The organism is Pseudoalteromonas sp. QJM3NY_22 (assembly GCF_056173065.1).
This window is the reverse complement of the sequence record NZ_JBWBTZ010000002.1, coordinates 220,834-240,422: the sequence shown is the minus strand read 5'-3', so window position 1 is coordinate 240,422 and position 19,589 is coordinate 220,834. Positions and strand designations below refer to the sequence as shown.

The window sequence follows — 19,589 nt, the reverse complement described above, 5'->3', positions numbered from 1 at the left end:
AATGGAAATTTCAGTTTCAATGTTAGAAGGCCAAAAGCAAAGTGCAAAATTTGGCGATTTAGAAGTGATAAGCGATCAAAGTATTGCTGCGGGTGGGAGTGCCGAACACCCTGAACCTTTTGACTATTTTTTAGTGAGCATGGTGCTATGCGCAGGGTTTTACGCACGAAAGTTTTGTGAACAACGTGATATTTCTACACAAGGAATGACGCTAACACAAAACAATGAAAACGTTGATGACAATGGTAAAAAGTTATTTGCTATTGAAATTAACCTACCAGAGGGTTTTCCTGAAAAATATAAAAAAGCCCTTATAGCTGCTGTTAATACGTGTACTGTTAAAAAAGTAATTCAGGCCGTGCCTGAATTTTCAGTCATTGTAAAATAGTAACGTCCTAAAATTAGGTAGCTTAAATAAGCTACCTAATTATGCATTAATACCCCGCTGAGATTACTTCTTTTTCATCCCTTGAACGGCTTTAAAGCGAGGGTTGCTTTTACAGATAACAAATACACGGCCTTTGCGTTTAACTATCTGACAACCAGCGCGCTGTTTTGCACTTTTGAGTGAGCTAAGTACCTTCATTATTTTTCCTCTTTTTTACTCGTTGAAACACCTTTAAATCGACGATTAAACTGTGCAACACGACCATCTGTGGTTACGGTTTTTTGCTTACCTGTATAGAAAGGGTGTGAATCACTCGACACATCAATAGGCACATACGGATAAGTTTTACCGTCTACCTCAACAGTGCGGTTGGTTTTAATTGTTGAACCGATAATAAAATAAGAGTCGGCAGCGGTGTCGTGAAAAGCAACTACTTGGTAGTCAGGGTGAATATTTGGTTTCATAATGCGCCTCAGTAAATGATATGTGATAATATATCATTTAATTTAACGCATTTTTTTGTGCTTTGCAAATAGTTTTAAAAGCAGTGAAAAGCACCAGTTTGATGGCTATTTGTGCAAATAAATCAAAAAATAAGCACTTAGATTAAAAATGCTGGCTATTAGCGTTTAGGCTGTTATAACTATATTTAAGCTAATAAAAACGTTAAAACCGCATTTACAGTTGATCACAGAGGTAATGTATGAGCGACGCAGTACAACAACAAGAAAAAATAGATCAAGGGGTGATGGATACCCTAAGAGAGCGTGACCATAGTGCCTTAGCACATCAACTTAATCCTTTAAGTTGTAACCACAACGACATTGTTGAGTTATTGGCACAATATATGGCACTCAGTGAGCAAGACAATGATGAATTGTTTGACGATTGGTTTGATAATTTATCTAAAGAACAGCATACGGTATTAAAAGTTTTTGAAATTTATCGAGGTCAATATGAGCATCAAAACTAATATTGTTTTAGATGCTTAGTTTTACTCTAAATACGAATAATTTAACTTTATGATTAAAGCGTTATTAGACTAATATAAATTTACTCTCTGATTAAAGTTTGGTTATACCGAGCTAAATTAGTTTAATAATTTCAATTTTTTAATAAATGTTTGTTAAAATTAGTCAGTTAACAGGAGTCAACAGTGGCAGACATTAATAAGTTAGTAAATAATATAAAAACAATAGTGAAAGATAATCAAATACCGCTTAATAAACTAATGACACCTGACTTTATTAGCTCACATACAAAATATAATGATTTTGATAGTTTATTGGCCGGAGGCGGTTTTGAAATAACGGATGAAAAACAATTTAATTTATTTCCTAGTAACGATTGGGAAGCGTACATAACTAGGCAAACGCAGTTTATATCATGGAGAGAGATGAGGATGAGAGCCATGGTTATTTATGTTGGTTATCAAATAACACTCGATGATTAATTTATTACCTTTATTATTTCTATTTTAAAAGATCACAAAGTTAGTTTTGGTTTTATAAAATCTAAAAAAGCGACAATACGAGACGAAACTGCGCTGTTTTTATAATAAACCGCTTGTATAATTTCACGATTATTTGGCCTCATAACCCAGGGCGGGATCACACTTTGTAAATAAACAAATTTTATGATCTAATACCATAAATTTCATCACCTTAAACTTATTATGTCACTCTTCTCACATTTAGAACTCGTCAAAGATAATCGTTCACATATAAATCAGCACCATAACTTAGTTGATGTGCTTTTTCTTATTATTACTGCCGTTACATCAGGGTGTGAAAACTGGCAAGATATTGAAGTCTATGGCGAAAGTAAGCTTAATTGGTTAAGAGGATTTCGTTCTTTCAAAAATGGCATACCCACTCGACATAGTATTGCTCGGATTTTTAGAACCGTTGATACTGACTCATTACTACTCGCGATGTATAGCTGGGTCAATCAAAACCGCGTTAAGTCAGCGCATCCTGTCATTGCCTTCGATGGCAAAACTATTCGCGGAGCAAGTAAACACATTGCTGATAAATTACACCTCGTCTCAGCATTTGATTGTGAAGCAGGTCTCACATTATTCCACCAAACAGTTGGCAGTAAGACGAATGAAATACCGGCAGTTCGGGATTTATTGAAAATACTCGATATCAATAACACCGTCATTACACTTGATGCTTTGCACTGCCAAAAAGAAACGCTAAAACAGCTAATTAGTAGACATGCAGATTATCTAGTGCAAGCAAAGGGTAATCAAAAGAAACTTTATAGCGCGATTCAAGATGCATTTACACACCAGTATGAATCTGAAAACTCAGAGATACTTAGTCATGTAACACAAGATGAAGGGCATGGGCGAAAAGAAGTACGCACGATAGATTGTCTTGATGCGCGTTTATTACCGAGTGAAATTAAAGAGAGCTGGCCATCAGTTAGGACAATCGTTGCGGTGCAGCGAGAGCGAACGAAGGGTAATAGAACGAGTATTGATACACATTACTACCTAACATCGTTGACAGACAACATATTGATAAGTAAAGCAATAAGACAACATTGGCTGATAGAAAATCAGCAACACTGGATACTGGATGTCGTATTTAAAGAAGATGCCTGTCAAATACATGAGCCATTAAGTGCGCAACATATGGCACTATTTAGACGCGTCGTTAGGAACATGATAAAGCAGCATACGAAAAGCAAGGGGTCAATAAGAAGTAAGTGTGTAAGAGCTTGTTATGATGATGCTTTTAGAGAAGAACTTCTTTTTGGTTAACATTTTTAACAAAGTATGCTCGCGCCCTGCCTCATAACCGCATTGGGTAGTAATTCAATAAGTCGCTTTTCATTTATGTCATTTCCAATCATAAAATCCGAAAGTAAAGCAATGCCTTGCCCAGGGCAAGAGCATGAAAAAAGTCTATGCGTTCAGTACCTTTTCAAGGTAGGCTGTACTGCGCATAGCTTTTTTCTGTTTTGCGGGCATGCCTTTACTAAAGCTTTTTTCTGCTTTTAGCTGATTAAATGCGATGTGTCTCAGCCCCGCAAATACAGGTGCTGCACCTTCGCGCCTAATTCGACACTCATCTTCTTTAAATCCTACATCTAAACGCCAATGTAATCCATTTTCTATTTGCCAATGTTGTCGTGCTCCTCTCGCGAGTTCTTCCGCTGTTAAATTCGCTGAACTAATATAGTATCTATAGCATAACTCATTGCTTAATTTACCTTTTTCTTTTCTATAAGAAACAATAACACCCACTGTTTTTACACCTTCCCAGTGTATCGTTTCTGATAAACCGCTCACGTTATGGCTCACTGCACAGCACCTAAATTCTTCTCTATTTTTTTGATAATCGGCTTCGTTAAACAAGAGCCCATCAGATGCTTGTCGTGCTACCTCAGGTAATAACACATCTTCTATTTGTGACAGTAGCCTTTTATGGTTTGCTTTTACCGCAAGTAAGTAATCGGCTTCTTTACCTACTATTTTTTTTGCAATTGATTTTTGACACCCCATAGCGTCAATCGTTACTAAGCAGCCTTTTATCTCTAATAATTCAAGCAGCTCTGGCAACGCTTTTATTTCATTCGACTTTTTATCAACAGGGCATTGTGCCAAAACAACACCATTTTCGCATGCAAATGCACTGATCATATAAAGCGCATCGCGTCTATCTGACTGATTAAATGAACCTTTCAATCGTTTACCGTCAATAGCAACTACACCGCCTTGAGTTAATTTGGAGCAGGCTTTCATCCAAGAAGAAAAGGAATCTTGGAATTGCGTCATGTCAATACGGCTCATTACACGAGCAATTGTGTCATGGCGAGGGATCCCTTGTTCAAGAAGAACATATTTTCTGAGCCAATCTAGTCTATCATGACCAAAATCTTCAATCTCTTCCCAGCCCTGACAGCCTGAAACAACAGCGCTAACAGCTAAGAATATGATATCAAATAGTTTATGAACAACTTTACCTTGTTGGCGAGGGTCGTCGATTGATTCGAAATATTTAAATAGCTGAATGTTAGACATGGGGATGCTCCTTAAAAAAGGAGTATAAGATCATACTTTTAAGTCAAGGTAAAGTTCGTGATCTTGCCCTGATGCCTTGCCCTACTAAACATAATTGTCGTACTGTCTCTCCGCTACTCGCGCTCAGCGAATAGCTTAGTTTTAAAGGTTGAATTAACGGCCAGCTATTAAGTTTAGGTGAGTCGGTAAAACCAATTAATTTATGGCTGGTTAAATCATTTATAGCTTGAATTCAAGTATTAAGTGCAATCATTATGCAGCCACCAGAACTTCTGATTGCCCCGTAAATAACTCATGAGGGGTTTTATACCCTCTTGTTTTTCTTGGCCGATGGTTGAGCTTATCAACTGCCGCCTGTATTTCTGCTTCACTTAGCGACATAAAGTCAGTTCCCTTGGGGAAGAAGCGTCTAAGTAAGCCGTTGGTATTCTCATTTATGCCCCGCTCCCATGATGAATATGGGTGAGCGAAATACACATCCGCTTCTAATTTTTGTGCAATATGCTCATGGTGAGCAAACTCTTTTCCATTATCTAAAGTCACGGTAATAACCTTACCTTTATAGGGTGTCATACACTTGATCAGCGCATCGGCTGTTATTTTCGCATGCTTGCTTTCAATTCTGTGAACGACTGTATATAACGTTTTACGTTCAACCATTGTAACAAGGGCATTTTTACGCCCTTTGCCTATCACTGTATCGCCCTCCCAATCACCAATCCTAGACTTTGAATCCACAATACTTGGGCGTTCATCAATACTGACTCGATTAACTATCTGTCCACGTTTATCGTAGCTTCCATAGCGTTTTTTATACTTTTTACATGCACGAGTGAGTGTCTTATGTAGTTCACCACCACGAGCCTTGTCTCTGTAAATATATTGATAAATCGTTTCATGATGCAAAACGACCTTTTTCTCTAAAGCTAAGCGGCCTGCCACCTGCTCTGGCGAAAGTCCGTCAACCAACAATTTATTAATCCAGTCAGTAACATCATCTGTTAACTTACTTGCTTTGAAAGATGACTTGCGTCTTTGCTCTGCAAAATTATTGGCTTGGTTAGGTCGATAGCCTTTAAGCCCTTTATTGCGTTTTAACTCTCTAGAGATAGATGACGGTGAACGAGTGAGTTCATCAGCTATCTGTTTTTGGTTATTTCCTGCTTTTATTAACGCGTAAATCTGGTATCTTTCTGCTTGTGTCAGCTGTTTATATTTCATTAAAGCAATTTCCTTTGGCGAGAGAATGGCCGAATTATAACAGCTGGCCATCTAATCTGAGAAATTGCACTTATTATCCGAATTTAGGATTAAAATACTTAGCTAAATTACATGTAATAAAGTAAATACTCAAATAGGTGCTGTTAACTTACATCACCTTTTTATTTTTTCACTCTAACCTGCCTCTAAAATACTCAACTTCCCCAATATATCAATGCAACCTAATAGGACTCTTTTTATGAATTCGTAGTGTGTCGAAATCTAAGATAGTTTTGTAGTGAACGCCAAATTTTATGGTAATAGAAAATCTACTTAGCCCACCTGTTTTAGTTGATAATTCATATGGTTTTGCTCTTACTAATGCAAATTGATGATTCTTCTGTTAGTTTAGCAACTGACCTGAAGCTAGGTGGAAAACACATGGCTCCCTCTTTAGTTGTTGAACTAGGCAAAGAAGCAAGTATCAATATTGATGGTAAAGAGCTTTCAGTTTTAGTAAGCAAATCAAGCAGCTAACAAGTTAAAAATTAGGAATATAATTAATGAGAAACTCAAGAAATGAAATAGTAAAATATGGAGTCTCTTTTGGTACAGCCCTAGCAATTGCTATTTCATGGAGTGCTAACGAGTCTGTGTTATGGGCAATTTTGCATGGTTTTTTATCTTGGTTTTATGTTATTTGGCATGTAATTACGCGATAAGTGTTTTCGCGTGTGCACTGATTGATTTGTAGACCGCGGTCAATGTTAATAGTTGAGCAATTACCATTTAAAACGATTAAGTTAAAAATATAAAAGGAATAATTAATAATGAAAGGTGCGGGTGGAAGCTCTGGTGGTATTGGGCATTTTTTTATTGGTTTAATTATGATGTGCGGTGGCTTTTATATGCTGCTAAACGCAATTTCGGTGACTTCTAATTTTGGACTAAGCTCTCGCATTTATAGTGTTAATGCTTTAGGTGGCTTTGGCGTTACAGGCGGCATGGTTATGATCCCGTTTATTTTTGGTGTGGGCCTAATTTTTTATAATTCTAAAAATATTTTAGGCTGGGTGCTATCGCTTGGCTCGTTAACAGCACTAATATTTGGTGTTATATCGAGTGTTCGATCTAGTATGCGAACTATGACGTCGTTTGATTTGATTGTTATTATAATTTTAGCGTTTGGCGGCTTAGGGCTATTTTTACGCTCGCTCAAATCGATTGATACTTAGGGCGTGTTGATCTTTGTAGATTGAAATTTTTCAATCTAGAGGGATTTAATCGCGGCCCGAGATAGATTTATTATCCAGAGTTCAGGTTAAATAGTAAGTGCTTATGGCTAAACAGGCCAAGCAAATTGCCTAAATGAGATGTTAAATCTTGGACAGGTTGCTTTAGGCGCACTCGCTAAAGCGTGTTGGTAGTTGTCTTGAAATCCTTTGCCCATGATAAGGAGTGAGCCATCTTCTAGCGTGAGACTATGCTGCTCTTGAGTGTTACTTTGGCTGCGGATTAAAAATTCGCGCTCTGCACCTAAACTTATTGACGCAATAATATCTGTAGGGCCAAACGCGGGTAGATCACTATGAAAGCTTAAGCTTTCTCCTCCGTCTGGGTAATAAAGGCACACCGCCACACTAAATTCGACACCCGTAAGATCAGTTATTTGCTGTTGTAATTGGCCTAAAAGAGGGAACCAAGCACTGTGACGACCATGATATGAAGGAAAAAGCTGGGATTGTTCTAATTTCGGGTCTAAAAAAATCATTCGCCAAGGGAAAATACGTATTTTATTGCCATCAGGCATTTGCATAAATTCAGGCTCATTCAGATTACAATGTGATGCTAACCATTCATATATGGCAGTACTTTGTGAGCGAGGCATAAACTGTGAATGGTAAGACGCATCGCAACTTAGTGGCAGCTTCATTTATTAATTCCTTTCATGGTAATACTTATTCTAATCTGGGCCTAGTCGCTTTTAGCTCATTAAACGCAATATTTGCTCTAAAATTAATAATACAGCCCACCAACTGGCGGGCTGTTTGTCTATCACTTAATTTAAGTTATTGAATGATAGAGAGTAATGCTGGGTTTGTAACTAGATTACGCACGCCATGAGCATGATCTTCGTTAAAGGTGTTACTTTCACACCATTTGCTAATGCTGTTTATATCTACTTTAGCCACTTTTGGTTTAACTGACCATGTTACTTGAAAAGGAGAGCCAGCTTCGTTGTAACTAGGGCCAGTAGTTGAGCCGCTATAAACAACAGGTTCACCCGTATTTGTAGGTGTAGCAATCGCTTGATAGTAACCATTAACAGATGACACAGTACTTATTTCAGTAAAATCAAGTGCGTTAGCATCGTTTACTAATACGTATACTTGCGCTTCAACACGTAGTTGCGGATTTTTAATCGAATCACTCAAACAACTACCCAGTGTAGGGCCAGGTTTAACCATTGCACTGCTATGTACATTGTGTACTTCAATAGTGTCGCCGACTGAGAGTGCGCCGTGTTCGCTCGGACAAATCTTTATTTTTGTAGGTTTGCTCTCATTTTTAGTTAAAGAGCCTGAATACACATAGCCACTTTGATAGCCATGACCATCGCCATTGCCTGCATATTTACTAAACTCGCCGCCGGCGTGTTCTGCATTTTTATGAAAATGGATATTGCATAAGTTCATTTGTGATGAAGCAGGCGCATCAGAAAATATTACTGTATTCTCGCCTTTATGATTATCAATATTACGCGGAGATTGAGGGCCAAAACCTTTATTAATTGTGTTTTTAGCAAGTGCGGCGCGCTGTGTTTTTACTACGTCATCGCTTACGTTCTCGTGGTTAGCTTTAGCAAGCGTATTAAAAGAAAGAATTGTGAGTGCAGCAGAAATTAAGCTTATTTTTGTTTTCATTGTCATTGAGTCAGTGCCTTTATTAAGGTGCTTTATTGCGAATTTTCGCTCGTTTGATACGTGATAGTTACGTTAATAGATCTCATTTAATCTAAAAATAATCCTAAAATAGTAAATAATCAACTCCTAAATTCGGATAATAAGTGCAATTTCTCAGATTAGATGGCCAGCTGTTATAATTCGGCCATTCTCTCGCCAAAGGAAATTGCTTTAATGAAATATAAACAGCTGACACAAGCAGAAAGATACCAGATTTACGCGTTAATAAAAGCAGGAAATAACCAAAAACAGATAGCTGATGAACTCACTCGTTCACCGTCATCTATCTCTAGAGAGTTAAAACGCAATAAAGGGCTTAAAGGCTATCGACCTAACCAAGCCAATAATTTTGCAGAGCAAAGACGCAAGTCATCTTTCAAAGCAAGTAAGTTAACAGATGATGTTACTGACTGGATTAATAAATTGTTGGTTGACGGACTTTCGCCAGAGCAGGTGGCAGGCCGCTTAGCTTTAGAGAAAAAGGTCGTTTTGCATCATGAAACGATTTATCAATATATTTACAGAGACAAGGCTCGTGGTGGTGAACTACATAAGACACTCACTCGTGCATGTAAAAAGTATAAAAAACGCTATGGAAGCTACGATAAACGTGGACAGATAGTTAATCGAGTCAGTATTGATGAACGCCCAAGTATTGTGGATTCAAAGTCTAGGATTGGTGATTGGGAGGGCGATACAGTGATAGGCAAAGGGCGTAAAAATGCCCTTGTTACAATGGTTGAACGTAAAACGTTATATACAGTCGTTCACAGAATTGAAAGCAAGCATGCGAAAATAACAGCCGATGCGCTGATCAAGTGTATGACACCCTATAAAGGTAAGGTTATTACCGTGACTTTAGATAATGGAAAAGAGTTTGCTCACCATGAGCATGTTGCACAAAAATTAGAAGCGGATGTGTATTTCGCTCACCCATATTCATCATGGGAGCGGGGCATAAATGAGAATACCAACGGCTTACTTAGACGCTTCTTCCCCAAGGGAACTGACTTTATGTCGCTAAGTGAAGCAGAAATACAGGCGGCAGTTGATAAGCTCAACCATCGGCCAAGAAAAACAAGAGGGTATAAAACCCCTCATGAGTTATTTACGGGGCAATCAGAAGTTCTGGTGGCTGCATAATGATTGCACTTAATACTTGAATTCAAGACTTAATATAATGTTATTTAATAGACAAATCATACTTTAAAACAAGTGCATCAATGTAGCGAGTGCGTAATGTGCTTTGCTTTTCATGATCGGCACCATGACTCAGTGCACGGTTTAAAAGCTTCATAGCGGGATGTAAGTAAGAACGCTCGTCTTTGTCTAAACTCGCTTTACTACGCAGCTCAGTAATATCGTCAACAACGAGCCTACCAATATCAACCGATACTATTTCGTCAATTAGTCCGTTTTGGGTAAGTACGCCGTACTTGCTGCACAAAAACTGTTGCCACACTTGTTGTAAATGCTCGTCTATTTCGCAGCCAAATAATTCTTCGCTAAACTTGAACCCTTGCTGAGCTAGTTTTGTTAAGCTGGCGGTGTATTGTTGTGCAAAGTAATTAAAAGCATGACTCGATGACTCTATTTTTTGTTTTAGTAAGCCTTGCCCCCAATTTACACAGCCGCGTGGGTAGTAATCGTCATACTCTTCGCATTCATACAAACCTGAATATGAACTACAACTAAGTTGACTTTTAATACAATAACTTGGTTTGGGGAAAACACTTTGCTCTTGCCAAGTTAAAAGCATGTCTGAATCTATATTTAATGCTTGGCATAGTTCATCGGTGTTATAAAAATGAGTTGCTAAGTAGTCAGATAAACGCATAAAGCCTCTGGTATCGTTAAAATATAAATACTGTTTATATATACAGTATTTCATTTTTAATTAACAAACTCAATAACACAAGGTGTTTTATAATTAAATATGCGCTTACACCTCCAAAAGTACTGGCAAATATGTTACAAATAGCGCAAGTTTTATAAATAATGAATTTTTATGCGCACCCTAGAACAAATTAAACAAGCAAGCCTTATTACAGCGATTAAAACGCCATACTTAGCAAACGGTGAAATAGACCTAGCAAAGTATGATGAACTCGTTGCAATACAAATTGCAGCGGGCGTTGATGGCATTGTAGTAGGTGGCACAACAGGCGAAGGCCAGTTAATGAACTGGGAAGAGCATTTAATGCTTATAGCGCACAGTGCAAACAAGTATGGCGACAAACTGGTTATTGTTGGTAATACCGGTAGTAACAACACCCGTGAAGCGATTAAAGCAACTAAATATGGCTTTGCCAGCGGTATGGATGCAGCACTGCAAATTAACCCGTACTACGGACGTACGTCAATCGCGGGTGTTAAAGAGCACTTTAAGCGTGTGTTAGATATTGGCCCAGCCTTTATTTACAACGTAGCAGGGCGCACAGGTCAAGACCTAACACCTGATATTATTGAGCCACTTGCAAAGCACGAATATTTTATTGGTGTTAAAGAGTGTGGCGGCAATGAACGCATTGCCCATTATGAGCAACAAGGTATTGCATGTTGGTCGGGTAACGATGACGAAAGCCACGATGCGCGCCACACACATAAAGCGCACGGTGTTATTTCGGTTACTTCTAACTTAATACCTGGGTTATTTCGCCAATTAATGGATACTAAAAATAACGAGCTAAATACTTCGTTACAACCATTAATGAACTGGTTGTTCTGTGAACCAAACCCGATTGCTATTAATACCGCGTTGATGATGACAGGTGCAGTAAATCCAGTATTTAGATTACCGTATTTACCGCTTAGCGATGAGCAACAAAAAATCGGTTTGCCATTAATAAATCAACTTAACGAAAGTGATGTAGTAGGCGGTAAGGCTGACTATATAGATATAAAAAATATTGCTCTACTTTCTTAGTAATATGAGCCAGTACTGAATGATTTTAGTTACTGGCTTTTATTTAATGATTATTTACTTTTATTGCTAATATCGGTAAAATTCTCGTCCTTATAATTAATAAAATATGTATATCTGTGAAATTTGTTGTTGAAGAACTCGCTATATGGATAAAGCCTGAACAGCGACAAATAAAAGAGAGTAATTGGTTTGATTCCTCCGTATTAAATCTTAGTTGGGTGCCTGCTATGCAGCGACGCCGCATGACTCCTTTTATTAAAATGGCGCTCTTTAGTGCCCATCAAGTAAGTGCTCAAGGTAGCTATATTAATTTACCGAGTGTTTTCTCTTCTCGCCACGGCGATTTTCACAAAACGTCTAACTTACTTGTTGATGTAGTAAATGATCAGCCTTTGTCGCCAACTGGTTTTGGGTTAAGTGTGCATAATGCGGCTTCAGGACTTTTTGGGATAATACAGGGTAATACAAGTGCTACAAATGCAATTTCGGCAGGCGCTGAAAGCTTTGTTTATGCATTAGTAGATGGCGTTGTACGCCTTATTGATAGTGAACAGCAACATATATTAATAGTCCATACCGATGAAACCCTCCCTGACATTTACGTGCAGTTCGCTGATGAACAGCAAATAGCACACTCTATTGGTTTAATAATCAGAGCCCCGCAAGAAGGCGAACCTCATTTTAGTTTAAATAAAGTATTTAATACGGGCATGGAAAAAAGCGACTTACCAATGAGTATCCAATGCGCTAAAGCTTTGTATGAGTGCAGCAATATATTACTTGTTCATAACGCGCTTGAGCACGATTGGCAGCTTACGTACCATGCTTAAAAATGCACAAAGGCTATGTGGATTGTTTTGGCGAATGATTACTACTGCATTTTGCTTTTCAGTTTTTGGAATTGGTGGTTTAGTATTAGCCTTTATTATTTTTCCCGCTCAGCGTTTATTTGAAAATAACCCAGTTAAACAAAAGCTTAAAGCTCGAAAAACTGTGCATTACTGCTTCAAATTGTTTGTTAGCTTAATGCATTTACTGGGTGCTATTCGGTTTCATGTTAACGATAAAGCACAAATTGAAAGCTTAAAAGGACAATTGATATTAGCAAACCATCCTTCTTTAATTGATGTTGTTGTTTTAATTTCGGTGATAAAAAACGCAGATTGCGTAGTAAAGGCGCATTTATTTAAAAACCCTTTTGTGCGCGGCGTTATTAAAAGCACAGGCTATATAAGTAATGATGATCCGCAAGAGTTATTACGAGAGTGCGAGCAAAGTTTACAAACGGGTAATAACTTAATTGTATTTCCTGAAGGGACACGGACAGAGCCTCACAAAAAATTAAAGTTTAAACGTGGCGCTGCAAATATTGCAATTAGATGTAATGCGCCTATCACTACTTTTTTAATTAAAATGAAACCAAACACTTTAACCAAAGGCACTCCTTGGTATAAAGTCGCGCCATATCAGGCGCATTTTACAATGAGGCTTACGAGCCAGCAGTTTAATTGTGCAACGTACGACAGCGATATGCCTGCAATGCAATCACGCCAATTGACTAAAGATTTACAACATTATTTTACACAAGAGCTAAAAAATATATGAGCGAATTAAAAGAACAAATAAAACAACTGATTATCTCAAGCCTTGACCTTGAAGACATGACCACTGCTGACATTAAAGACGATGACGCTTTATTTGTAGATGGGCTAGGGCTAGACAGCATAGATGCGTTAGAGCTTGGCCTTGCGATAAAAAAGCAATTTGATGTGAAAATAGATGCAAATTCTGAGCAAACTAAAGCGCACTTTGCCTCAGTTAATTCTTTAGCAAAATTTATTGAACAAGCACGTTCTTAATATATAAAAGTAGGAAGAAAAATGAAAACCGCTGCTGAAATTTATGATGTATTACACGGCATTTTAGAAAACGAATTTGAAATAGACCCAGAAGATATTAGCTTAGAGGCTAACCTATACCAAGATCTTGATTTAGACAGTATTGATGCAGTTGACTTAGTTGTGAAATTAAGAGAAATCACAGGTAAAAAAATTGAGCCTGATGCCTTTAAGCTTGTGCGCACAGTGCAAGATATAGTCACCGAAATAGAAAAGTTAGTTAACTAATACTATGTTAAAAGCAGTTTTAACAACGTTAATTATGATTTGCTTGGCTTGCTACCCTATTATTGTGTACGTAGGTCTTACGCGTTTTAATAGTCAGATTATTACAGTATTACTGCTATTTTTACTCGGGCTTAGACTTTGGTTAAGCAGAGCCTTATTTGATAAAATGCCGTGGTTAAAGCCCGCTACATTTTTAGCAGCCATTACTATTTTGATTTCCAAGGTAATGGATAGCGACTTAGGGCTGCGTTTGTATCCCGTAATCATTAATTTAGTTATGTTAGTTGTGTTTGCGTATTCTTTGTATAAAGGGCCTTCTATTATTGAAACCTTTGCGCGCATTACTGAGCCCTCACTTGATGAAAACGCTCTGATTTATACAAAAAAAGTAACGCTAGTGTGGTGTCTGTTTTTTGTATTAAACGGTGGTATTGCCCTGTACACCAGTATTTTTAGTAGCCTAGAAACCTGGGCTTTTTATAATGGTTTTATTGCTTACTTAGCTATGGGCACATTGTTTGCTATAGAATGGTTAGTCAGACAAAAAGTAAAAAGGAACGCCGGTGTTTGATGCTTTTCGAAGTAATGCAATAAGAACATGTTTTAATCATACTGATAATGATATTTCTGAGCGTGAGTTTGTTAGTGATATAAATGAGGTTTTAGCAAAACTATCAACGTTAAACGCTACATCATCGGTTGTTTTATACACCACAGACGCCTACAAATTTTCCGTGTACTTATTTGCTTTGGCATTACACGGAAATACAGTGATTTTGCCGCCTAATGGGCAACCTGAAACGTTAAACTCCTTGCTTAAACAGACGCCGTTTTTTATTGGTGAGTCTGAATTAATAGCTGATTTAGCGGCTGATTTTTTAGATGTAAGCACTTTAGCCAATCAACCTCACTTTGTATTCATTGAAACAATTAATTGGCCTGAAGAAGGTACAATCGTTTTTTATACGTCGGGCTCGTCGGGTAAAGCAAAGCCAATTGTAAAAACGTGGCAGGTAATAAATAAAGAAGTAAATACATTAATTAACAGCTACGCACTGATTGATAATCCTATTTTTATAGCAAGTGTTTCGCATCAGCATATATACGGTTTACTGTTTAGGTTACTGTGGCCATTGCGTGCAGGGAAAGTTGTTAATACAGAACTACTGCATTACCCCGAGCATGTAGCTAAAAAGCTTAGGTTATTTAAAAAAGTAGTGTTTGTTTCAAGCCCAGCGCAGTTAAAACGGTTATGTATCGATAATGTATTAGTGAATGATAAGTCTCATTTACAATGGATATTTTCATCAGGTGGACCGCTACTAAATGAAGATGCCATTTCGTTGTTTACGCAATTAAATAAACCAGTCACACAAGTTTTTGGGAGTACCGAAACAGGTGGTATTGCATATCGACAAGTTACTTCACATGACAAAGTTAGCCTTTGGCAGCCTTTCTCGGGTATTAAAGTACGGGCTTTGGATGATCAGCGTTTAATTTTAACCTCTCCACTTGTTCGCGACAAAAATTACCCTTTAGATGATCGAGGCGAAGTACTTAAAAATGGTCAATTTAGATTATTAGGTCGATTCGACCGAATTATAAAATTAGAAGAAAAACGATTAAGTTTAGATGAGCTAGAACTACATTTGTGTACTAGTGAGTGGGTAAGTGAAGCTAAAGTAATCGCCTTGCCTGGTGAGCGATTAATTGTAGGGGCTATTGTTGTGCTTACGCATAAAGGGCAGATGCTCTTTAATGGTGACGGTAAGCTAGCTACAAATAATTTATTAAAAGCGCATGCATTAGCGCGCTTTGAGCGAATTTGTATCCCTAAAAAGTGGCGTTTTGTAGAGCAATTACCATACAACTCACAGGCAAAGTTAAATTTAAAAGCATTGGAGAGTCTTTTTGCAAAAGTTGACTAAAACACAGCCTGATTTACTGTCTTGTGAAAAAGCAGAGCAAAAGTATAAATTAAGCTTACTAGTTCCTCATGATTTAGATTATTTCAAAGGACACTTTACGGATGGCCCAATACTCGCAGGTGTTGTGCAATTAGACTGGGCTGTGGCTGCAATTTGTAAATATTATAAGGTTCAGCAATCTGTTAAAAATGTTGAAGTATTAAAGTTTCAGGTAGTGATTACCCCAGGTATAACAATCGAATTATTGCTTGATCAAAAAGCAGAGAATAAATACACTTTTTCGTATAATTCAAATAAAGGACAGCATGCATCTGGCCGTGTTGTTTTTGATAGCCTAATAAATGAATAACTTTTGTATTGTTATCCCAAATTATAATCATATTGCGGTTATTGATGATGTACTGAGCCAATTATCGTCATTTAATCTTCCAATTATTATGGTTGATGACGCAAGCAACGCAGAAGCTAAAAATGTATTCAGTAACCTTGATGCAAAATACGCGCAGTTGAGAGTAGTTACCCACGACGATAATCAAGGTAAAGGCGGCGCGGTACAAACAGGCTTAAAGCAGGCACATAAGCTAGGTTTTTCACATGCGATACAGGTTGATGCAGATGGACAGCATGATTTAGCTGACATTAAAAAACTAATAGCACTTTCAAAAGCTCAGCCTAAAGCGCTTATAAGCTGTTGCCCAATATATGATGACTCAGTGCCTAAACACCGTTATTTAGCACGTTATTTAACGCATGTGTGGGTATGGATTGAAACGTTAAGTTTTACAATTGTAGATTCGATGTGTGGCTTTAGAGTGTATCCACTTGAGCAAAGTACAAAGCTAATTGATGAGGTATCGCTTGGAAAACGCATGGATTTTGACCCCGAAATTTTAGTGCGTTTATATTGGCGCAATGTGCCTTTTGTATTTTTACCTAGCCAAGTAATTTACCCTGAAAATGGGCTTTCTCATTTTCAGCCATTACACGACAACGTGCGTATTTCGTGGTTACACACTCGCTTGTTTTTTGGCATGTTGATTCGCTCTCCTGTGTTAATTTGGCATAAATTAAAGAGGCGTTATGGCCGCTAAACATTGGTCTAAAATGCAAGAGCGCGGTAATTTCTTAGGTATTCAAATACTGTTATTTGCTCATAAATTACTGGGTAGAAAAGGTCTGTGGATTGTTTTGTTTCCTGTGGTTTTTTATCTTTTTTTAACAGGCAAAGTAGCACGTACAGCATCTAAAGCGTTTTTAGCGCAGGTTAATGTTTACCAAGGCTGCAAACAACCTGTTACGTTTAAAATGCAATTAACACACTTTTGCAGTTTTGCAGATAGCGCATTAGATAAAATTGATGCTTGGCTTGGGCGAATAACCCAACGTGATATTAAGTACACGAATGAGCATTTATTTGCTGAGTTAGATGAGCAAAACCAAGGGGCTATTTTTATAGGTTCTCACTTGGGTAATTTAGAAGTATGCAGGGCACTTAGCCAACACCGCAGCAGTAAAAAAATAAATGTATTGGTGTTTACCCATCATGCTGTTGAATTTAATAAAATGCTTAAAAAGATTAACCCAGATGTGTCGGTTAATTTAATACAAGTGACTGCTATGGGACCTGACTTAGCTATTTTACTAAAAGAAAAAGTAGAGCTGGGGGAAATAATCGTTATTGTTGGTGACAGAACAAGCACAACAACGGCTTCTCGGTCGGTACAGGTACCATTTTTAGGAAAAAACGCCCCATTTTCACAGGGGCCTTTTATATTAGCCGCGCTGCTTGATTGCCCTGTTTACTTTTTGTTTTGTTTAAAAGATAAAAAAAGCAAAAAGTATCAAGTGATATTTGAGCATTACAGCCAATCATTAAAAATGCCTCGACGAGAGCGACAGCAGGCGCTAACACTTATTATTACTGACTATGCAGAGCGTTTGAGTTATTACGCAGCTTTATATCCTTATCAGTGGTTTAATTTTTACGATTTTTGGAAAAGTGATCAGCAGGTAGTGCGCGATCAATCAATGGAGAGCAAGTGTGACTGAACAAAATATACAGCTTTTTGGCAATCAGCGATTATCAATTGAAGATATTGTTCGAGTTGCCTTTAATGAAACACAAGTGCAATTAAATAGCTGTGAAACTTTTAGCGTTAAAATTAATAGCGCTTTGTGTTTTTTAGACACACTTTTAAAAGAAGATGGCGTAATTTACGGCGTTACAACTGGTTACGGTGATTCTGTAACAGTTGCAGTACCCCTTGATTTAGTTGATGAACTACCTCTGCATTTAACTCGCTTTCACGGCTGTGGACTGGGGGATGTATTTAATAAAGTGCAAGGGCGTGCAATTTTAGCGACGCGTTTAACATCACTTTCACAAGGCTATTCTGGTATTAGCTGGGAAATGCTGCACCTACTTAAAGATTATTTAAATAACGATATAGTGCCTGTGATCCCACAAGAAGGGTCAGTAGGTGCCAGTGGCGATTTAACACCGTTATCTTACGTTGCAGGAGCGATGGTAGGCGAGCGTGATGTGTTTTACAAAGACCAAGTACGTAACAGTGCTGAAGTTATGAAAGAAGTTGGCTTAGAGCCACTAACACTAAGGCCAAAAGAAGGTCTTGCCGTTATGAATGGCACGGCGGTAATGACTGCATTAGCGTGTTTAGCGTTTGATAGGGCTAATTACTTAGCTAAACTGGCGAGCCGTATTACTGCATTATCAAGCTTAGCGCTTAAAGGAAATAGCCATCATTTTGATGAGATATTATTTTCAGTTAAGCCACATCCTGGGCAGCAACAAATAGCACGTTGGATAAGAGAAGATTTAAACCATCACGATCACCCTCGTAATGCAGACAGACTTCAAGATAGGTATTCAATCCGTTGTGCACCCCATGTTATTGGTGTGCTGCAAGACAGTCTGCCGTTTTTTAGGCACATGATAGAAAACGAGCTTAACTCAGCAAACGATAACCCAATAATTGACGGCCAAGGTGAGCATGTATTGCACGGCGGGCATTTTTACGGTGGCCACATTGCAATGGCAATGGATAGCATGAAAACAGCCGTTGCAAACCTTGCTGATTTAGCAGACAGACAAATTGCTTCTTTGGTTGATACTAAGTATAACAACGGCCTACCTTCAAACTTGTCTGATAGTGCACCAGAGCGCCGTTATATTAATCATGGTTTTAAAGCGGTTCAAATTGGCTGTAGTGCTTACACTGCTGAAGCATTGAAATTAACCATGCCGGCCAGCGTTTTTTCTCGCTCTACAGAGTGCCATAATCAAGATAAAGTGAGTATGGGGACTATTGCGTCACGCGATTGTTTACGTATTTTACAGCTAACAGAACAAGTGTTAGCAAGTACGTTATTAGCCAGTATTCAAGGTGTTAGATTACGTATTAAGCAAGGCGATCTTGAGTTTTCGACTTTAACGCAAGATATGCAAAACATGTATACCGATATAACTGATTACTTTGAAAACCTCACAGAGGATAGACCAATGGAAGCCGTGCTAAGGCAAACAATAGGGTATATTCAAACTAAACGTTGGGCGTTGTATGAATAGTAAAGGTGCATTATTAACGCATGTGGTAGAAATTGAAATTCCATTTCATGACTGCGACCCAATGAATGTTGTATGGCATGGTAATTACCCACGTTATTTAGAAGTAGCGCGCTGTGAGTTACTGCGTTTATTTGATTACGATTACCCACAAATGCATGAGTCGGGCTACGCGTGGCCTATTGTTGATATGCAAATAAAGTATATTGCCTCAGCGGTATTTACTCAAAAAATTAAAGTGGCGGCTTATTTAAAAGAATTCGAGAATCGACTACGGATTGACTACGTAATCACTGACTCGCTAACTAATAAGCGCCTTACTAAAGCCTCAACCACGCAAGTTGCGGTTGAGGTTAGCTCCAAAGAAATGCAATTTGAATCACCCGCTATTTTATTTAATAAGTTAAAAGCAGTTTTGAATTAAATTTTTATTTTATAG

The 19,589-nt window shown here is 38.0% G+C and carries 27 protein-coding genes and 2 pseudogenes; 20 read left to right on the top strand and 9 right to left on the bottom strand.

Annotated elements, in window-relative coordinates:
- Position 1 precedes the first annotated feature (1 nt).
- Complete coding sequence (locus tag AC0VZ4_RS21430; protein ID WP_096794534.1) at positions 2–388, top strand: OsmC family protein; 387 nt, start codon at positions 2–4, stop codon at positions 386–388.
- 63 nt (positions 389–451) lie between these two features.
- Here AC0VZ4_RS21430 and ykgO read toward each other — a convergent pair whose 3' ends face one another.
- Positions 452–586 carry a type B 50S ribosomal protein L36 gene (gene ykgO, locus AC0VZ4_RS21425; protein ID WP_007378871.1) on the bottom strand — a complete coding sequence of 45 codons (135 nt, stop codon included), beginning with the start codon at positions 584–586 and terminating at the stop codon, positions 452–454.
- Complete coding sequence (locus AC0VZ4_RS21420; protein ID WP_007378870.1) at positions 586–852, bottom strand: type B 50S ribosomal protein L31; 267 nt, start codon at positions 850–852, stop codon at positions 586–588. The genes ykgO and AC0VZ4_RS21420 overlap by 1 nt, the downstream gene beginning before the upstream one ends.
- A 239-nt stretch (positions 853–1,091) precedes the next feature.
- Here AC0VZ4_RS21420 and AC0VZ4_RS21415 point away from each other — a divergent pair, with 239 nt between their 5' ends.
- Together AC0VZ4_RS21415 and AC0VZ4_RS21410 are read left to right on the top strand one after the other, a co-directional pair.
- A complete protein-coding gene (locus tag AC0VZ4_RS21415; protein WP_007378869.1) occupies positions 1,092–1,361 on the top strand; it encodes a hypothetical protein in 270 nt (89 codons plus the stop codon).
- 183 nt (positions 1,362–1,544) lie between these two features.
- The gene (locus tag AC0VZ4_RS21410) at positions 1,545–1,841 is read left to right on the top strand and encodes a hypothetical protein (protein WP_007378868.1); all 297 of its coding nucleotides are present in this window, start codon (positions 1,545–1,547) and stop codon (positions 1,839–1,841) included.
- Between the two features lie 32 nt (positions 1,842–1,873).
- On the opposite strand, the pseudogene AC0VZ4_RS21405 reads toward AC0VZ4_RS21410, so the two are convergent.
- Positions 1,874–1,987, bottom strand: a pseudogene (locus AC0VZ4_RS21405) (LysR family transcriptional regulator); the annotation flags it as partial.
- Between the two features lie 76 nt (positions 1,988–2,063).
- Here AC0VZ4_RS21405 and AC0VZ4_RS21400 point away from each other — a divergent pair.
- Entirely contained in the window at positions 2,064–3,161 is a 1,098-nt protein-coding gene (locus AC0VZ4_RS21400) for an ISAs1-like element ISPsesp1 family transposase (RefSeq protein ID WP_475439755.1), read from the top strand.
- 144 nt (positions 3,162–3,305) lie between these two features.
- On the opposite strand, the gene AC0VZ4_RS21395 is transcribed toward AC0VZ4_RS21400, so the two are convergent.
- The 3 genes and pseudogenes from AC0VZ4_RS21395 to AC0VZ4_RS21385 form a co-directional block, all read right to left on the bottom strand.
- Positions 3,306–4,424 carry an ISAs1 family transposase gene (locus tag AC0VZ4_RS21395; RefSeq protein ID WP_007378406.1) on the bottom strand — a complete coding sequence of 373 codons (1,119 nt, stop codon included), beginning with the start codon at positions 4,422–4,424 and terminating at the stop codon, positions 3,306–3,308.
- A 70-nt stretch (positions 4,425–4,494) separates the two neighbouring features.
- Positions 4,495–4,653: pseudogene (locus AC0VZ4_RS21390) on the bottom strand (LysR family transcriptional regulator); the annotation flags it as partial.
- 23 nt (positions 4,654–4,676) lie between these two features.
- Positions 4,677–5,645, bottom strand: a complete 969-nt coding sequence (locus tag AC0VZ4_RS21385; protein WP_475441477.1) for an IS30 family transposase — start codon at positions 5,643–5,645, stop codon at positions 4,677–4,679.
- A gap of 360 nt (positions 5,646–6,005) precedes the next feature.
- Between AC0VZ4_RS21385 and AC0VZ4_RS21380 the strand changes: the two genes are divergently transcribed.
- The 3 genes from AC0VZ4_RS21380 to AC0VZ4_RS21370 all read left to right on the top strand — a co-directional run bounded on the left by AC0VZ4_RS21380 (position 6,006) and on the right by AC0VZ4_RS21370 (position 6,859).
- Positions 6,006–6,161 carry a hypothetical protein gene (locus tag AC0VZ4_RS21380; protein ID WP_337120935.1) on the top strand — a complete coding sequence of 52 codons (156 nt, stop codon included), beginning with the start codon at positions 6,006–6,008 and terminating at the stop codon, positions 6,159–6,161.
- A gap of 26 nt (positions 6,162–6,187) precedes the next feature.
- The gene (locus AC0VZ4_RS21375) at positions 6,188–6,346 is read left to right on the top strand and encodes a hypothetical protein (RefSeq protein WP_007378675.1); all 159 of its coding nucleotides are present in this window, start codon (positions 6,188–6,190) and stop codon (positions 6,344–6,346) included.
- A 108-nt stretch (positions 6,347–6,454) separates the two neighbouring features.
- Positions 6,455–6,859 (top strand): hypothetical protein, encoded by a 405-nt coding sequence (locus AC0VZ4_RS21370; protein WP_475442069.1) that lies wholly within the window; start codon positions 6,455–6,457, stop codon positions 6,857–6,859.
- A 107-nt stretch (positions 6,860–6,966) separates the two neighbouring features.
- Here the strand turns inward: AC0VZ4_RS21370 and AC0VZ4_RS21365 are convergent, their stop codons facing one another.
- Both AC0VZ4_RS21365 and AC0VZ4_RS21360 read right to left on the bottom strand, forming a co-directional pair.
- Positions 6,967–7,557 carry an alpha-ketoglutarate-dependent dioxygenase AlkB gene (locus tag AC0VZ4_RS21365; RefSeq protein ID WP_475442068.1) on the bottom strand — a complete coding sequence of 197 codons (591 nt, stop codon included), beginning with the start codon at positions 7,555–7,557 and terminating at the stop codon, positions 6,967–6,969.
- A 136-nt stretch (positions 7,558–7,693) separates the two neighbouring features.
- Positions 7,694–8,548, bottom strand: a complete 855-nt coding sequence (locus tag AC0VZ4_RS21360; RefSeq protein ID WP_475442217.1) for a delta-class carbonic anhydrase — start codon at positions 8,546–8,548, stop codon at positions 7,694–7,696.
- Between the two features lie 213 nt (positions 8,549–8,761).
- Here AC0VZ4_RS21360 and AC0VZ4_RS21355 point away from each other — a divergent pair, with 213 nt between their 5' ends.
- On the top strand, positions 8,762–9,730 hold the full coding sequence (locus AC0VZ4_RS21355; protein ID WP_475439697.1) for an IS30 family transposase: 969 nt from the start codon (positions 8,762–8,764) through the stop codon (positions 9,728–9,730).
- Between the two features lie 40 nt (positions 9,731–9,770).
- Here the strand turns inward: AC0VZ4_RS21355 and AC0VZ4_RS21350 are convergent, their stop codons facing one another.
- Positions 9,771–10,424 (bottom strand): DUF6058 family natural product biosynthesis protein, encoded by a 654-nt coding sequence (locus tag AC0VZ4_RS21350; protein ID WP_475442067.1) that lies wholly within the window; start codon positions 10,422–10,424, stop codon positions 9,771–9,773.
- Between the two features lie 171 nt (positions 10,425–10,595).
- Between AC0VZ4_RS21350 and dapA the strand changes: the two genes are divergently transcribed.
- The 12 genes from dapA to AC0VZ4_RS21290 all read left to right on the top strand — a co-directional run bounded on the left by dapA (position 10,596) and on the right by AC0VZ4_RS21290 (position 19,574).
- The gene (gene dapA / locus AC0VZ4_RS21345) at positions 10,596–11,513 is read left to right on the top strand and encodes a 4-hydroxy-tetrahydrodipicolinate synthase (RefSeq protein WP_008137210.1); all 918 of its coding nucleotides are present in this window, start codon (positions 10,596–10,598) and stop codon (positions 11,511–11,513) included.
- 116 nt (positions 11,514–11,629) lie between these two features.
- The gene (locus AC0VZ4_RS21340; protein WP_475442066.1) at positions 11,630–12,343 is read left to right on the top strand and encodes a beta-ketoacyl synthase chain length factor; all 714 of its coding nucleotides are present in this window, start codon (positions 11,630–11,632) and stop codon (positions 12,341–12,343) included.
- Positions 12,344–12,377: 34 nt separating this feature from the next.
- Positions 12,378–13,118, top strand: coding sequence for a lysophospholipid acyltransferase family protein (locus AC0VZ4_RS21335; protein WP_033040640.1), 741 nt, complete (start codon positions 12,378–12,380; stop codon positions 13,116–13,118).
- Positions 13,115–13,372, top strand: a complete 258-nt coding sequence (locus tag AC0VZ4_RS21330) for a phosphopantetheine-binding protein (protein WP_008137204.1) — start codon at positions 13,115–13,117, stop codon at positions 13,370–13,372. The genes AC0VZ4_RS21335 and AC0VZ4_RS21330 overlap by 4 nt, the downstream gene beginning before the upstream one ends.
- Positions 13,373–13,393: 21 nt before the next feature.
- Positions 13,394–13,639 (top strand): acyl carrier protein, encoded by a 246-nt coding sequence (locus AC0VZ4_RS21325; protein ID WP_002958648.1) that lies wholly within the window; start codon positions 13,394–13,396, stop codon positions 13,637–13,639.
- A 4-nt stretch (positions 13,640–13,643) separates the two neighbouring features.
- Positions 13,644–14,210, top strand: coding sequence for a COG4648 family protein (locus AC0VZ4_RS21320; RefSeq protein WP_008137200.1), 567 nt, complete (start codon positions 13,644–13,646; stop codon positions 14,208–14,210).
- Positions 14,203–15,567: an AMP-binding protein gene (locus tag AC0VZ4_RS21315; protein WP_475442065.1), complete on the top strand. Its 1,365-nt coding sequence runs from the start codon at positions 14,203–14,205 to the stop codon at positions 15,565–15,567. Before AC0VZ4_RS21320 ends, AC0VZ4_RS21315 begins: the two co-directional genes overlap by 8 nt.
- Positions 15,551–15,916, top strand: coding sequence for an ApeI family dehydratase (locus tag AC0VZ4_RS21310; RefSeq protein WP_475442064.1), 366 nt, complete (start codon positions 15,551–15,553; stop codon positions 15,914–15,916). The genes AC0VZ4_RS21315 and AC0VZ4_RS21310 overlap by 17 nt, the downstream gene beginning before the upstream one ends.
- Positions 15,909–16,658 carry a glycosyltransferase family 2 protein gene (locus AC0VZ4_RS21305; RefSeq protein WP_475442063.1) on the top strand — a complete coding sequence of 250 codons (750 nt, stop codon included), beginning with the start codon at positions 15,909–15,911 and terminating at the stop codon, positions 16,656–16,658. Before AC0VZ4_RS21310 ends, AC0VZ4_RS21305 begins: the two co-directional genes overlap by 8 nt.
- Positions 16,648–17,616 (top strand): LpxL/LpxP family acyltransferase, encoded by a 969-nt coding sequence (locus AC0VZ4_RS21300; RefSeq protein ID WP_475442062.1) that lies wholly within the window; start codon positions 16,648–16,650, stop codon positions 17,614–17,616. The genes AC0VZ4_RS21305 and AC0VZ4_RS21300 overlap by 11 nt, the downstream gene beginning before the upstream one ends.
- Positions 17,609–19,153: an HAL/PAL/TAL family ammonia-lyase gene (locus AC0VZ4_RS21295; RefSeq protein ID WP_475442061.1), complete on the top strand. Its 1,545-nt coding sequence runs from the start codon at positions 17,609–17,611 to the stop codon at positions 19,151–19,153. The genes AC0VZ4_RS21300 and AC0VZ4_RS21295 overlap by 8 nt, the downstream gene beginning before the upstream one ends.
- Entirely contained in the window at positions 19,146–19,574 is a 429-nt protein-coding gene (locus AC0VZ4_RS21290) for an acyl-CoA thioesterase (protein ID WP_475442060.1), read from the top strand. The genes AC0VZ4_RS21295 and AC0VZ4_RS21290 overlap by 8 nt, the downstream gene beginning before the upstream one ends.
- Positions 19,575–19,589 lie beyond the last annotated feature (15 nt).

Bases quoted from the DNA above. Each gene is read 5' to 3' on its own strand.
- AC0VZ4_RS21430 (WP_096794534.1), top strand. From the start codon at position 2: ATGGAAATTTCAGTTTCAATGTTAGAAGGCCAAAAGCAAAGTGCAAAA.
- ykgO (WP_007378871.1), bottom strand. From the start codon at position 586: ATGAAGGTACTTAGCTCACTCAAAAGTGCAAAACAGCGCGCTGGTTGT.
- AC0VZ4_RS21420 (WP_007378870.1), bottom strand. From the start codon at position 852: ATGAAACCAAATATTCACCCTGACTACCAAGTAGTTGCTTTTCACGAC.
- AC0VZ4_RS21415 (WP_007378869.1), top strand. From the start codon at position 1,092: ATGAGCGACGCAGTACAACAACAAGAAAAAATAGATCAAGGGGTGATG.
- AC0VZ4_RS21400 (WP_475439755.1), top strand. From the start codon at position 2,064: ATGTCACTCTTCTCACATTTAGAACTCGTCAAAGATAATCGTTCACAT.
- AC0VZ4_RS21395 (WP_007378406.1), bottom strand. From the start codon at position 4,424: ATGTCTAACATTCAGCTATTTAAATATTTCGAATCAATCGACGACCCT.
- AC0VZ4_RS21385 (WP_475441477.1), bottom strand. From the start codon at position 5,645: ATGAAATATAAACAGCTGACACAAGCAGAAAGATACCAGATTTACGCG.
- AC0VZ4_RS21380 (WP_337120935.1), top strand. From the start codon at position 6,006: ATGCAAATTGATGATTCTTCTGTTAGTTTAGCAACTGACCTGAAGCTA.
- AC0VZ4_RS21375 (WP_007378675.1), top strand. From the start codon at position 6,188: ATGAGAAACTCAAGAAATGAAATAGTAAAATATGGAGTCTCTTTTGGT.
- AC0VZ4_RS21370 (WP_475442069.1), top strand. From the start codon at position 6,455: ATGAAAGGTGCGGGTGGAAGCTCTGGTGGTATTGGGCATTTTTTTATT.
- AC0VZ4_RS21365 (WP_475442068.1), bottom strand. From the start codon at position 7,557: ATGAAGCTGCCACTAAGTTGCGATGCGTCTTACCATTCACAGTTTATG.
- AC0VZ4_RS21360 (WP_475442217.1), bottom strand. From the start codon at position 8,548: ATGAAAACAAAAATAAGCTTAATTTCTGCTGCACTCACAATTCTTTCT.
- AC0VZ4_RS21355 (WP_475439697.1), top strand. From the start codon at position 8,762: ATGAAATATAAACAGCTGACACAAGCAGAAAGATACCAGATTTACGCG.
- AC0VZ4_RS21350 (WP_475442067.1), bottom strand. From the start codon at position 10,424: ATGCGTTTATCTGACTACTTAGCAACTCATTTTTATAACACCGATGAA.
- dapA (WP_008137210.1), top strand. From the start codon at position 10,596: ATGCGCACCCTAGAACAAATTAAACAAGCAAGCCTTATTACAGCGATT.
- AC0VZ4_RS21335 (WP_033040640.1), top strand. From the start codon at position 12,378: ATGATTACTACTGCATTTTGCTTTTCAGTTTTTGGAATTGGTGGTTTA.
- AC0VZ4_RS21330 (WP_008137204.1), top strand. From the start codon at position 13,115: ATGAGCGAATTAAAAGAACAAATAAAACAACTGATTATCTCAAGCCTT.
- AC0VZ4_RS21325 (WP_002958648.1), top strand. From the start codon at position 13,394: ATGAAAACCGCTGCTGAAATTTATGATGTATTACACGGCATTTTAGAA.
- AC0VZ4_RS21320 (WP_008137200.1), top strand. From the start codon at position 13,644: ATGTTAAAAGCAGTTTTAACAACGTTAATTATGATTTGCTTGGCTTGC.
- AC0VZ4_RS21305 (WP_475442063.1), top strand. From the start codon at position 15,909: ATGAATAACTTTTGTATTGTTATCCCAAATTATAATCATATTGCGGTT.
- AC0VZ4_RS21300 (WP_475442062.1), top strand. From the start codon at position 16,648: ATGGCCGCTAAACATTGGTCTAAAATGCAAGAGCGCGGTAATTTCTTA.
- AC0VZ4_RS21290 (WP_475442060.1), top strand. From the start codon at position 19,146: ATGAATAGTAAAGGTGCATTATTAACGCATGTGGTAGAAATTGAAATT.